Source organism: Microbacterium sp. MAH-37 (assembly GCF_009758255.1).
Taxonomy (GTDB): domain Bacteria; phylum Actinomycetota; class Actinomycetes; order Actinomycetales; family Microbacteriaceae; genus Microbacterium.
This window is the reverse complement of the sequence record NZ_WSEN01000010.1, coordinates 639,394-651,242: the sequence shown is the minus strand read 5'-3', so window position 1 is coordinate 651,242 and position 11,849 is coordinate 639,394. Positions and strand designations below refer to the sequence as shown.

The 11,849-nt window shown below is 71.1% G+C and carries 12 protein-coding genes; all 12 read left to right on the top strand.

Features of this window, described 5'->3' with window-relative positions:
• Positions 1–9 precede the first annotated feature (9 nt).
• The 12 genes from GON06_RS17260 to GON06_RS17205 all read left to right on the top strand — a co-directional run bounded on the left by GON06_RS17260 (position 10) and on the right by GON06_RS17205 (position 11,847).
• Positions 10–690 (top strand): sirohydrochlorin chelatase, encoded by a 681-nt coding sequence (locus GON06_RS17260; RefSeq protein ID WP_157313530.1) that lies wholly within the window; start codon positions 10–12, stop codon positions 688–690.
• A gap of 156 nt (positions 691–846) precedes the next feature.
• Positions 847–2,565 (top strand): nitrite/sulfite reductase, encoded by a 1,719-nt coding sequence (locus GON06_RS17255; protein WP_157313529.1) that lies wholly within the window; start codon positions 847–849, stop codon positions 2,563–2,565.
• Positions 2,562–3,305, top strand: a complete 744-nt coding sequence (locus GON06_RS17250) for a phosphoadenylyl-sulfate reductase (RefSeq protein WP_157313528.1) — start codon at positions 2,562–2,564, stop codon at positions 3,303–3,305. The genes GON06_RS17255 and GON06_RS17250 overlap by 4 nt, the downstream gene beginning before the upstream one ends.
• Entirely contained in the window at positions 3,302–4,261 is a 960-nt protein-coding gene (cysD, locus tag GON06_RS17245) for a sulfate adenylyltransferase subunit CysD (RefSeq protein WP_157313527.1), read from the top strand. The genes GON06_RS17250 and cysD overlap by 4 nt, the downstream gene beginning before the upstream one ends.
• Complete coding sequence (locus tag GON06_RS17240; protein ID WP_157313526.1) at positions 4,261–5,586, top strand: sulfate adenylyltransferase subunit 1; 1,326 nt, start codon at positions 4,261–4,263, stop codon at positions 5,584–5,586. The genes cysD and GON06_RS17240 overlap by 1 nt, the downstream gene beginning before the upstream one ends.
• A 45-nt stretch (positions 5,587–5,631) precedes the next feature.
• Positions 5,632–6,699, top strand: coding sequence for an ABC transporter substrate-binding protein (locus GON06_RS17235; RefSeq protein WP_332837672.1), 1,068 nt, complete (start codon positions 5,632–5,634; stop codon positions 6,697–6,699).
• A complete protein-coding gene (locus tag GON06_RS17230) occupies positions 6,699–7,538 on the top strand; it encodes an ABC transporter ATP-binding protein (RefSeq protein WP_157313525.1) in 840 nt (279 codons plus the stop codon). Before GON06_RS17235 ends, GON06_RS17230 begins: the two co-directional genes overlap by 1 nt.
• Positions 7,528–8,412, top strand: a complete 885-nt coding sequence (locus GON06_RS17225) for an ABC transporter permease (protein ID WP_157313524.1) — start codon at positions 7,528–7,530, stop codon at positions 8,410–8,412. The genes GON06_RS17230 and GON06_RS17225 overlap by 11 nt, the downstream gene beginning before the upstream one ends.
• The gene (gene cobA / locus GON06_RS17220; RefSeq protein ID WP_157313523.1) at positions 8,409–9,212 is read left to right on the top strand and encodes a uroporphyrinogen-III C-methyltransferase; all 804 of its coding nucleotides are present in this window, start codon (positions 8,409–8,411) and stop codon (positions 9,210–9,212) included. Before GON06_RS17225 ends, cobA begins: the two co-directional genes overlap by 4 nt.
• A 16-nt stretch (positions 9,213–9,228) precedes the next feature.
• Positions 9,229–10,605, top strand: a complete 1,377-nt coding sequence (locus GON06_RS17215; RefSeq protein ID WP_157313522.1) for an FAD-dependent oxidoreductase — start codon at positions 9,229–9,231, stop codon at positions 10,603–10,605.
• The gene (fdxA, locus tag GON06_RS17210; protein ID WP_157313521.1) at positions 10,602–10,931 is read left to right on the top strand and encodes a ferredoxin; all 330 of its coding nucleotides are present in this window, start codon (positions 10,602–10,604) and stop codon (positions 10,929–10,931) included. The genes GON06_RS17215 and fdxA overlap by 4 nt, the downstream gene beginning before the upstream one ends.
• Positions 10,924–11,847: an NAD(P)/FAD-dependent oxidoreductase gene (locus GON06_RS17205; protein WP_157313520.1), complete on the top strand. Its 924-nt coding sequence runs from the start codon at positions 10,924–10,926 to the stop codon at positions 11,845–11,847. The genes fdxA and GON06_RS17205 overlap by 8 nt, the downstream gene beginning before the upstream one ends.
• Positions 11,848–11,849 lie beyond the last annotated feature (2 nt).

Below are 11,849 nucleotides of genomic sequence, written 5' to 3'. Positions count from 1 at the left end.
TCTGAGGGAATGGACCAGCCCGCACTGCTCGCCGTCTCGCACGGCACCTCCGACGCCCAGGGGGCCTCCGACGTGCGTGCGCTCGTCGCCGCGGTGCGCGCGGCCGCGCCGGACCTCGCCGTGCACGAGGCGTTCGTCGACGTGCAGGATCCTGATGCCGCCGCGGCGCTGGCCGCGATCGACGGCCCGGTCGTGGTCGTCCCGCTGCTGCTCTCCAGCGGCTTCCACGTGTTCCACGACCTGCACGGGATCGTCGCGGGGAGAGCGGATGCCGTGGTCGCCGACCCTCTCGGACCCGACAGGCGCCTCGCCGAGGTGCTGGCCCGGCGCCTGCCGGCGGGGGACGACGTCGTGATCGCGGTCGCAGGGTCGCGCGACGACCGCTCCGCGGTCGACGCGGAGGGGATGGCCGAGCAGCTCGCCGAGCGTCTCGGGCGCCCCGTGCGCACCGGCTATCTCGCCGCGCGCGAACCCGAACTGGGGGCACTGCTCGCGGAGCATCCGGATGCCGTCGTGTCGACCTATCTGCTCGCCCACGGGTACTTCTTCGACCTGACCCTGCAGCGCTCCGCCGGGCATCCGACCTCCAAACCGCTGCTGGACGGCTCCGAACCGCCCGCCGAGCTCGTCGAGCTCGTGCTTGAGCGTTTCAGCGCCGCCGCCGCACATCTTGAACGCGCGCACGAATAACACGACTCCGCTTCTGAATCGCTTTTCTTTCGAAGCATGACGGGGCATGACGGGCCTTGACGCCATAAGTCATTCGTCAGTTTCCCTGCGCCATTCCGCGCCTTAGCGTTTCCTCTCATGGCGATGCTCCCGACGCATCGCGTGGGAGAGCGAACCATGACCGTTGAGCAGCAAGCACCCGTCCGCGGGGCGCGGACGCGTACCTCGCGCGCGCCGTCCAAGCCGCACGGACAGTGGGCGGTGGACGGCAACGAGCCGCTGAACGCCAACGAGGAGTTCAAGCTCGCCGACGGCGGGCTGAACGTCCGCGAGCGCATCGAGCAGGTCTACGCCAAGGGCGGCTTCGCCTCGATCGACCCCACCGACCTGCACGGCCGGTTCCGCTGGTGGGGGCTGTACACCCAGCGCAAGCCGGGCATCGACGGCGGTCGCACCGCGCAGCTCGAGCCGCACGAGCTCGAGGACGAGTACTTCATGATGCGGGTCCGCATCGACGGCGGACAGCTCACCACCGAGCAGCTCCGCGTGATCGGCGGGATCTCCACGGAGTTCGCCCGGGACAGCGCCGATCTCACTGACCGGCAGAACGTGCAGCTGCACTGGGTGCAGGTCGAGGACGTGCCCGAGATCTGGCGCCGCCTCGAGGCCGTCGGCCTGAGCACCACCGAGGCCTGCGGCGACGTGCCGCGCGTCATCCTCGGCTCGCCGGTGGCCGGCATCGCCGCCGACGAGATCATCGACCCGACGCCGCAGATCCGCGAGATCGCGGACCGCTTCATCGGCGACCCGAGCCTGGCGAACCTGCCGCGCAAGTACAAGACCGCGATCACCGGCCACCCCAGCCAGGACGTCGTGCACGAGATCAACGACTGCGCCTTCGTCGCCGTCGAGCACCCCGAGCTCGGGATCGGCTACGACATCTGGGTGGGCGGTGCGCTCGCCGCGGTGCCGCGGCTGGGGGAGCGCCTCGGCGCCTTCGTGGCCCCCGAGCGGGTCGGCGAGGTGTGGCACGGCGTCACGCAGATCTTCCGCGACTACGGCTACCGCCGGCTGCGCAACAAGGCCCGCCTGAAGTTCCTGCTCGCCGACTGGGGCGTGGAGAAGTTCCGCCAGGTCCTCGAGAACGAGTACCTGGACTCGCCGCTGCCGGACGGGCCTGCGGCCCCCACCCCGACCACGATCGGCGACCACGTCGGCATCCACCGGCAGAAGGACGGTCGCTTCTACGTCGGCGCCGCCCCGCTCGTCGGTCGCGTGTCGGGAACGACGCTCACCGCGCTGGCCGACCTCGCCGAGGTGCACGGCTCCCGTCGCATCCGCACCACCCCGCACCAGAAGCTGCTCGTGCTGGACGTGCCGGAGGACGAGGTCGACGGCCTCGTCGCCGGTCTGGACGCGATCGGGCTGTCCTCTCGGCCCAGCCTGTTCCGCCGCGGAACGATCGCCTGCACCGGCATCGAGTACTGCAAGCTCGCGATCGTCGAGACCAAGGTCAACGCCGCCCAGGCGATCGAGCAGCTCGAGGAGCGCCTCGGCGCACTCGAGCCGGAGATCGGCCGCCCGATCACCCTGCACGTGAACGGGTGCCCGAACTCCTGCGCCCGCATCCAGGTCGCGGACATCGGGCTGAAGGGCCAGCTGGTCACGATCGACGGCGAGCAGGTGCCCGGCTACCAGGTGCACCTCGGCGGCGGCCTCGCCGGTGTGGGGCGCGACGAAGCCGGCCTGGGCCGCACCGTCCGAGGCCTGAAGGTTCCGGCCGACGGCATCGCCGACTACGCGGAACGCGTCATCCGGCGCTACCTCGCCGACCGCGAGGAGGGCGAGAGCTTCGCGCAGTGGGCGCACCGGGCGGACGAGGAGGCCCTGCAATGAGCGTCAGCCTCGCACCCCGCGTGCAGGTGAAGCGCACCCCCGCCGAACTCGCGGCGCTCGCGGAGCAGGGCAACGCCGAGCTCGGCAGCCTGACCGACCACGAGGCATCCGCCGCCGAGGTCGTGGCCTGGGTGGCGCGCAACTTCGGCGCCGAAGCCGCGGCCGTCGCCTGCTCGATGGCGGATGCCGCATTGCCGCACCTCGTCGCGGAGCAGCTGCCCGGCGTCGACGTGCTCTTCCTCGACACCGGCTACCACTTCACCGAGACCTACGCCACGCGCGACGAGGTCGCCCGCGCCCTCGACGTGCGCATCGTCGACGTCACGCCGGACCAGACCGTCGCCGAGCAGGACGCCGAGTTCGGAGCGAAGCTGTTCGAGCGCGATGCCGCCCTGTGCTGCGCGCGGCGCAAGGTCGCCCCGTTGCAGGAGGCCCTCGGCGGCTACGAGCTGTGGTTCACGGGCGTGCGTCGCGACGAGGCGCCGACCCGCACGAACACGCCGCTGGTGACCTTCGACGAGCGCAACGGCCTGGTCAAGGTGAATCCCGTCGCGGCCTGGAGCTTCGACGACGTGCTCGCCTACGCCGCGGAGCACAAGGCGCCGGTCAACCTGCTGGTCGACTTCGGGTATCCGTCGATCGGATGCCAGCCGTGCACGAAGCCGGTCGCCCCCGGTGAAGATCCCCGCTCCGGCCGCTGGGCCGGGCAGGCGAAGACAGAATGCGGGCTACACGTATGAGCACTGACACTTTCCCGGTCGTTGAGCGAGCGACGAAGGAGCGAGACGAAACGCCTTCCGCCCGCAGCCTCTCCGCCCTCGACATGCTCGAGGCCGAGGCGATCCACATCATCCGCGAGGTCGTCGCCGAGTTCGAGCGCCCCGTGCTGCTGTTCTCCGGCGGCAAGGACTCCGTGCTCGTGCTGCACCTGGCCACCAAGGCCTTCGCGCCCGGCAGGGTGCCGTTCCCCGTGCTGCACGTGGACACCGGGCACAACTTCCCCGAGGTGATCGCGTTCCGCGACGAGACCGTGCAGCGGCTCGGCCTCACGCTCGAGGTCGCCCGGGTGCAGGACTACATCGACGACGGACGCCTCGCCGAGCGCCCCGACGGCACCCGCAACCCGCTGCAGACGCAGCCGCTGCTGGACGCGATCGCCCTCGGCCGGCACGACGCCGTCTTCGGCGGTGCGCGCCGCGACGAGGACAAGGCCCGCGCCAAGGAGCGCATCATCTCGCTCCGCGACGAGTTCGGGCAGTGGGATCCGCGCAACCAGCGTCCCGAGCTGTGGAGCCTGTACAACGGCCGCCACCTGCCCGGTCAGCATGTCCGCGCGTTCCCGATCTCGAACTGGACCGAGCTCGACGTGTGGAACTACATCGAGCGGGAGGGCATCCCGCTGCCGCCGCTGTACTTCGCGCACGAGCGCGAGGTGTTCCGGCGCGACGGCATGTGGCGCGCGGTCGGCGAGGTCTCGCAGCCGCGGGCCGACGAGCAGGTCGAGCGCCGCGTCGTGCGCTACCGCACGGTCGGCGACATGAGCTGCACGGGAGCGGTGGAATCGGATGCCGCCGATGCGGCGTCCGTCGTCGCAGAGGTCGCCCGCTCGACCATCACCGAGCGCGGCGCGACCAGGGCGGACGACCGCATCAGCGAGGCCGCCATGGAGGACCGCAAGAAGGACGGGTACTTCTGATGACCACTGTCTACGACTCCTCGACGAGCTCCGCGACGCAGACGGCCACGCTGTTCCGGTTCGCGACCGCGGGTTCCGTCGACGACGGCAAGTCGACCCTGGTCGGCCGGCTGCTGCACGACGCGAAGGCGATCCTCGCCGACCAGCTCGAGCAGGTGCAGGCCACCAGCAGGAAGCGCGGCTTCGCGCACGGCGACTTCGACTTCGCACTGCTCACCGACGGTCTGCGGGCCGAGCGCGAGCAGGGCATCACGATCGACGTCGCCTACCGCTACTTCGCGACCGACCGGCGCAGCTTCATCCTCGCCGACTGCCCCGGCCACGTGCAGTACACCCGCAACATGGTCACCGGCGCGGCGACCGCCGACGCCGTGGTCGTGCTGGTCGACGCGCGCAAGGGCGTCGTGGAGCAGACCCGCCGGCACCTCGCCGTCGTGTCGCTGCTGCGCGTGCCGAACGTGATCATCGCGGTGAACAAGATCGATCTGATCGACTTCGACGAGGATCGCTTCCTCGAGATCGAGCTCGAGGCGGAACGTGTCGCCGAGCAGCTCGGACTGCGCGGCATCCACGTGCTGCCGGTCTCGGCGCTCGAGGGCGACAACATCGTGGAGCGCTCCGAGCGCACCGCCTGGTACAACGGCGACACGCTGATCCAGCTGCTCGAGACGCTGCCCAGCGCGGACGAGACCGACTCCGCGGCATCCGATCTCCGTCTGCCGGTGCAGCTGGTGCTGCGCCCGCAGGGCGGGTTGTCGCCCGAGATCAGCGACCCGGAGCGCTATCGCGACTTCCGCGGCTTCGCGGGACGCATCTCCTCGGGCCAGGTGGCGGTCGGCGATCCGGTCGAGGTGTTCCCCGGCGGACACCGCACGACGGTCACCGGCATCCTCGTCGCCGGCGAGAGAGCGGATGCCGCGGCTGCGCCGCAGTCGGTCACCCTGACGCTCGCCCACGAACTGGATGCCGCGCGCGGCGCGGTGATCACCGCCGCGGGCACCGCGCCGGAAGGGCGCCGCGAGGCTGTCGTCGAGCTGTTCCAGCTGGACCAGCGCGAGGTCATCGCCGGCGCGAAGGTGCTCGCCAAGCACGGCACCGCGACCGTGCAGGCGCTGATCGCCGAGGTGCTCGACCGCCGCGACCTGGAGACGCTGGACCGCGAACCGGCATCCGTGCTGGCCGTGAACGAGATCGGACGCGTGCGGCTGCGCTTCGCCGCCGACCTGCCGCTCGAGCCGTACACGACCGATCGACACGGCGGCTCGCTCGTGCTCATCCACCCGGGCGACGGGGCGACACTGGCCGCCGCGACCGTCGTCGCCTGAACCCGACACCCCACCCGCAGAACCGATGCCGAGGAGGCGAAAACCGTGAAGAACATCCGCAAGACCACCGCTCTGACCGCCCTGGGACTGGCCGCCATGATGCTCGCGGGCTGCGCCTCGGCATCCGCCGATCAGGGCACCGCGAAGAAGGACGACCTCGACGAGCTGCGCCTCGGCTACTTCGCCAACGTGACCCACGCGCCCGCGCTGGTCGGCGTCTCGGAGGGGCTGTTCCAGGGCGCCCTGGGCGACGTGAAGCTCAAGACCGAGGTGTTCAACGCGGGCCCGGCCGCGATCGAGGCGCTCTCGGCGGGCGCGATCGACGCCACCTACATCGGCCCGAACCCGGCCATCAACACCTTCATCCAGTCCGGAGGGGAGTCCGCGAACATCATCGCCGGCGCCACTTCGGGCGGTGCCGCGCTGGTCGTGAACGACGAGATCTCGGACGTCGCCGACCTGAAGGGCAAGACCCTCGCGACCCCTCAGCTCGGGAACACGCAGGATGTCGCGCTGCGCAGCTGGCTGGCGGACGAGGGCTTCACGACCTCGACATCGGGCGGCGGCGACGTGAACATCACCCCGACCGAGAACGCGCAGACGCTGACGCTCTTCCAGGACGGCGAGGTCGACGGGGCCTGGCTGCCGGAGCCGTGGGTGTCGCGGCTGGTGGTCGACGCCGGCGCGAAGGTGCTCGTCGACGAGAAGGACCTCTGGAAGGACGGTGCGTTCCCGACGACCGTGCTGCTGGTGCGGAAGGACTTCGCGAGGGAGCATCCGGATGCCGTGGACGAACTGCTCGAGGGGCACCTCGCGTCGGTCGCATGGCTCGACGATCACGCCGGCGAGGCGCCCGAGGTGATCAACGGCGCGCTGGAGGATGCCACGGGCAAGGGTCTCTCCGACGAGGTGCTGGCCCGCGCGCTGCAGAACGTCACCTTCACGGTCGACCCGCACGCCGAGACCTTCGAGAAGCTCGTGAGCAACGGCCTGGCCGCCGGCACGCAGAAGAAGGGCTCGATCGACGGACTGTTCGACCTGCGGGCGCTCAACGCGCAGTTGAAGAAGGACGGCCAGGAGCCGGTCTCGGCAGCGGGACTCGGAGAGGACTGATGAGCGCGCTCGCGGGATCGACGGATCGGGCAACGGCGGCGGGAGGACGGCTGACGCCGAGTTTCGACGGCGTCACCCCGGTCGCTGAGCCGGGGCCGGCCGTCGACCCCGCGGTGCGCCTCTCGCACGTCACCAAGCGGTACGGCACGGGCCCGGTGGTGCTCGACGACATCTCGCTGGACATCGCACCCGGAGAGTTCGTCTGCCTGCTCGGCGCCTCCGGCTGCGGCAAGTCCACTCTGCTGAACCTCGTCGCCGGGCTCGAGCCTGCCACCGCGGGGGAGATCTCGACGCCCGACGGCGGCGCCGCGGTCATGTTCCAGGAGTCCGCGCTGATGCCGTGGCTCACCGCCCGCAAGAACGTCGAGCTGGCGCTGCGGCTGCGGGGCGTGCCCCGTCGCGAGCGGCGAGAGGAGGCCGAACGACTGCTCGGCACCGTGAACCTCTCCGAGGCTGGCGACAAGCGACCGCACGAGCTCTCCGGCGGGATGCGGCAGCGCGTGGCGCTCGCCCGCGCCCTGGCGCAGGACCGGTCGGTGCTGCTGATGGACGAGCCCTTCGCCGCACTGGACGCGATCACCCGCGACCTGCTGCACGAGGAGCTGGAGCGCGTCTGGCGCGCCACCGGCCGCACGATCGTGTTCGTCACGCACAACGTGCGCGAGGCGGCTCGACTGGGGCAGCGGGTGATCCTGCTCTCCAGCAGGCCCGGCCGGATCGCGGGGGAATGGCGCATCCGCAACACCACCGGGCGCCGCATCGAGTCGCCCGAGGTGGCGGCACTGGCCACCGAGATCACCGCCGAGCTGCGGAAGGAGATCGCCCGCAATGCCTCCTGAAACTGTGCAGAAGGACGAGCTGGACACGCTCTCCGCCGGCCTGGACCGCCTGCAGTCCGACGAGGTGCAGCGCCCCTCGGTCGTGCGCGAGGTCCTGTCGAAGGCGCTGCCCCCGATCATCCTGCTGGTGGTGCTGCTCGCCGTCTGGCAGCTGTACGTCATGATCGCGGACCCGCGTCCGGACAAGGCGCCGAGCCCCGTGCAGGTCGCGGCCGCGCTCGGCGACGCCTGGGCGTCGGGGCGGCTGCAGGAGGCCGTGGCCACCAGTCTCGAGCGCGGCGTGATCGGCTTCCTCATCGCGATCGTCATCGGCACGGCGCTCGGCATGCTGCTCGCCGAGGTCACGGTGCTCCGTCGCGCAGCGGGCCCGCTGATCTCGGGCCTGCAGGTGCTCCCCTCGGTCGCCTGGGTGCCCGCGGCGATCATCTGGTTCGGCCTCTCCGATGCCACCGCGTACTTCGTGATCCTGATGGGCGCCATTCCCTCGATCGTGAACGGTCTGCTCTCCGGTATCGACCAGGTGCCGCCGCAGCTGCGTCGAGTCGGAACGGTGCTCGGCGCCAGCCGCTGGCAGCTCGCCACAGAGGTGGTGCTGCCGGCGTCGCTGCCCGGGTACTTCGCCGGGCTCAAGCAGGGCTGGGCGTTCTCGTGGCGGTCGCTGATGGCCGCGGAGATCATCACCACCGGAGGATCGATCGGCTTCGGCCTCGGCACCATGCTCGATCAGTCCCGTGAACTCGCCGATCTCGCCGCGGTGCTCGGCACGATCATCCTGATCCTCGCGATCGGAATCCTCATCGAACTCGTGATCTTCGGCCCCATCGAGCGGCGGATGCTGCGCAGCCGGGGCCTTCTCCTGGGAGGTGGAAGATGACCGGACGCGTCACCCTCGTCGGAGCTGGTCCCGGCGACGCCGGCCTGCTCACCCTTCGCGGCCTGCGCGCACTGCAGCAGGCCGACGTCATCGTCGCCGACCGGCTCGGTGCCCGCGCCGTGCTGGAGCAGCTCGCCGCCGAGGGCGTGGAACTCACCGCCGACGTCGTCGACGTCGGCAAGCTGCCCGGGCACCACAAGGTGCCGCAGGACGGCATCAACGCCCTGCTCGTGCAGGAGGCTCAGGCCGGACGGAACGTCGTGCGCCTGAAGGGCGGCGACCCGTTCGTGCTCGGCCGCGGCCGCGAGGAGCAGCTGCACTGCGAGGCCGCCGGCATCCCCGTCGAGGTCGTCGCGGGGGTCACCAGCGCGATCTCGGTGCCGGCCGCGGCCGGCATCCCGGTCACGCATCGCGGCGTCGCGACATCCTTCACCGTCGTCAGCGCGCACGACCAGATCGAGCAGCTGCCCGGCGGAGCCGACCACACGGTGATCCTGCTGATGGGCGTGAACACGCTGGGTCATTCCGCGCACATGCTGGCCGCAGGCGAGCGCGGCGGGGACTGCCCGGTCGCCATCGTCGAGGACGGCTACGGCGAGGGTCAGCGCGTCACGATCGGCACTCTCGGCACCATCGCGCACCTGGCCGCGGCGCGGCAGGTGCGCTCGCCCGCGGTCGTGATCGTCGGCGACGTCGTTCGCCTCGCTTCGACGGGCTCAGCGACCCAAGAGGCTGGGTCCCTGAGCTTGTCGAAGGGCCCGCACTGGACCGACGCGCTGCTCACCCTCTCCTCACTCTGAGTACGAAAGAACCACCATGACCTCTCCTCTGAACCTGCGTGTCGCGATCGTCGGATCGGGGCCGGCCGGCATCTACGCCGGCAATCTGCTGGCGAACGCCGTCGGCGAGCGCGGCGGCCGCGTCGAGATCGACCTGTTCGAATCGCTGCCCGCGCCCTACGGCCTGATCCGCTACGGCGTCGCGCCCGACCACCCGCGCATCAAGGGCATCGTCAACTCGCTGCACGAGATGCTCGACGCCACTGCGGAGGGCGCCGAGCGGCGCACCATCCGGTTCATCGGCAACGTCGAGGTGGGCAAGGACATCGGGCTCGACGAGCTGCGCGAGCGGTACCACGCCGTCATCCTCGCCACCGGTGCGATCCGCGACGCCGAGCTGGACGTGCCCGGCGTCGACCTGCCCGGCTCGTACGGCGCAGCCGACTTCGTCGCCTGGTTCGACGGGCATCCGGATGTCGCGCGCACGTGGCCGCTGGACGCCGCCTCCGCGGCCGTGATCGGCAACGGCAACGTCGCGCTCGACGTGGCGCGTGTGCTCGCCAAACACGGTGAGGACCAGCGCAGCACCGACGTGCCCGACAACGTGCTCGCGGGACTGGAGTCCTCCGCGATCACCGACGTGCACGTGTTCGGCCGCCGCGGCCCGGCGGACATCAAGTTCACGCCGATCGAGCTGCGCGAGCTCGGCGAGGTGCGCGACGTCGACATCGTGCTGCATGACGAGGACTTCGAAGGTGTGGACGCGGCATCCGCGTCGAGCAACCAGCTGAAGGTCATGCTGCGCACGCTGAACGGCTGGCGCGACCGCGAGATCGGCCAGGCGAGCCGGCGACTGCACCTGCACTTCTGGCAGCGACCGGTGGAGATCACCGGCGAGGGTCGGGTGGAGGGCATCCGTTTCGAGCGCACCCGCATCGTCGACGGCACGCTCGAGGGCACCGGCGAGTTCCGCGACTACGACGTGCAGGCGGTCTATCGCGCCGTCGGCTACTACGGCACGCGGGTCGAGGGCGCGCCCTTCGACGAGCGTCGCGGCGTGGTGCCGAACGACGCCGGCCGCGTCGAGGGCGAGCCGGGGCTGTACGCGACCGGCTGGATCAAGCGCGGCCCGGTGGGCTTGATCGGCGCCACCAAGTCGGACGCGCTCGAGACCATCACGAACGTCGTGGCGGACGCCGAGGCGGGCGCGCTCGCGGCGACGGATGCCGGGCGCGACATCCTCGACCTGCTCGACGAGCGCGACACCGAGTACACCACGTGGGACGGCTGGCTGGCCCTGGACGAGCACGAGCGCCACCTCGGCGAGACGCACGAGCACACCCGTGAGCGGGTCAAGGTCGTGCCCCGCGAGGAGCAGGTCGCCGTGTCGCGCGACGGGGCGTTCGTCCGATGACCTACGTCATCGCGCTGCCCTGCGTGGATGTGAAGGACCGGGCGTGCATCGACGAGTGCCCGGTGGACTGCATCTACGAGGGCGAGCGCTCGCTCTACATCCACCCGGACGAGTGCGTGGACTGCGGTGCCTGCGAGCCGGTCTGCCCGGTCGAGGCGATCTACTACGAGGACGACCTCCCCGACGAGTGGCAGGACTACTACACGGCGAACGTGGCCTTCTTCGACGAGATCGGGTCGCCCGGCGGCGCGGCGAAGGTGGGACCGTACGCGTTCGACCACCCGCTGGTGGCGGCGCTTCCCCCGCAGGGTGACGGCCATGACTGAGCCGTACGACGTGCTGATCGTCGGCGGCGGACCCGCCGGGCTCTCCGCCGCTCTCAACCTCGGCCGCGCGCTGATGCGGGTGCTGCTGGTCGACGCCGACCGCCCGCGCAACGCGGCGACGCTCGTCTCGCACGGCTTCCTCACGCGCGACGGCGTGCCGCCGCACGAGCTGCGCCGGCTCGCCCGCGAGGAGCTCGCGGGGTATCCGAACGTCGAGGTGCGCACCCGGCAGCGGGTGTTCGGCATCGAGGAGTCGGATGCCGGATTCGCGGCGAGGCTCGGGCGCCGCTCCCCGGAGGAGTCGGTGACGGCACGCGCCGTGCTGCTGGCATCCGGGCTGCGCGAGACACTGCCTGATGTGCCGAACCTGCGCGGCTTCTACGGCGTGAGCCTGTTCAGTTGCGTCGCCTGCGACGCGTGGGACCTGCGCGACCGACGGCTGGCCTTGATCGGCGAGAGCGCCGACCTGGCGTCCCGCGCCCGCCTGATCGCCCGCTGGACCGACGCGCTCACGGTGTTCACGCACGGATCCGACGCGATCGGGCCCGACGAGGAGGCCGAGCTGCTCGCTCAGGGCATCGCGGTCGAGCGCGCTCCGATCATGGAGCTGCAGGGCGAGAAGGGCTGGATCACCGGCATCCGTCTCGAAGGCGGAGCCGAGCACGCGATCGACGGCGGCTTCGTGCAGCCGCGGTGGGACGCAGAGCTCGGCTACCTGCAGGGCCTCGCCCCTGATGCGGACGAGGCGGGGCACCTGATCGTGGACCGCTCCGGGCGCACCTCGCGCCCCGGCGTGTACGCCGCCGGCGACATCGCCTCACCCGGGCCACAGCAGCTCATGGTCGCGGCGGGTGCCGGAGCCAGGGTCGCGGCCGTCATCGTGCACGACGCGGTCGGCATCACGACGACGCACTGAGC

Excerpts from the sequence above, each read along its gene's own strand:
- GON06_RS17255 (WP_157313529.1), top strand. The coding sequence starts at position 847 with ATGACCGTTGAGCAGCAAGCACCCGTCCGCGGGGCGCGGACGCGTACC.
- GON06_RS17240 (WP_157313526.1), top strand. The coding sequence starts at position 4,261 with ATGACCACTGTCTACGACTCCTCGACGAGCTCCGCGACGCAGACGGCC.
- GON06_RS17250 (WP_157313528.1), top strand. The coding sequence starts at position 2,562 with ATGAGCGTCAGCCTCGCACCCCGCGTGCAGGTGAAGCGCACCCCCGCC.
- cobA (WP_157313523.1), top strand. The coding sequence starts at position 8,409 with ATGACCGGACGCGTCACCCTCGTCGGAGCTGGTCCCGGCGACGCCGGC.
- GON06_RS17225 (WP_157313524.1), top strand. The coding sequence starts at position 7,528 with ATGCCTCCTGAAACTGTGCAGAAGGACGAGCTGGACACGCTCTCCGCC.
- GON06_RS17260 (WP_157313530.1), top strand. The coding sequence starts at position 10 with ATGGACCAGCCCGCACTGCTCGCCGTCTCGCACGGCACCTCCGACGCC.
- fdxA (WP_157313521.1), top strand. The coding sequence starts at position 10,602 with ATGACCTACGTCATCGCGCTGCCCTGCGTGGATGTGAAGGACCGGGCG.
- GON06_RS17205 (WP_157313520.1), top strand. The coding sequence starts at position 10,924 with ATGACTGAGCCGTACGACGTGCTGATCGTCGGCGGCGGACCCGCCGGG.
- GON06_RS17230 (WP_157313525.1), top strand. The coding sequence starts at position 6,699 with ATGAGCGCGCTCGCGGGATCGACGGATCGGGCAACGGCGGCGGGAGGA.
- cysD (WP_157313527.1), top strand. The coding sequence starts at position 3,302 with ATGAGCACTGACACTTTCCCGGTCGTTGAGCGAGCGACGAAGGAGCGA.
- GON06_RS17215 (WP_157313522.1), top strand. The coding sequence starts at position 9,229 with ATGACCTCTCCTCTGAACCTGCGTGTCGCGATCGTCGGATCGGGGCCG.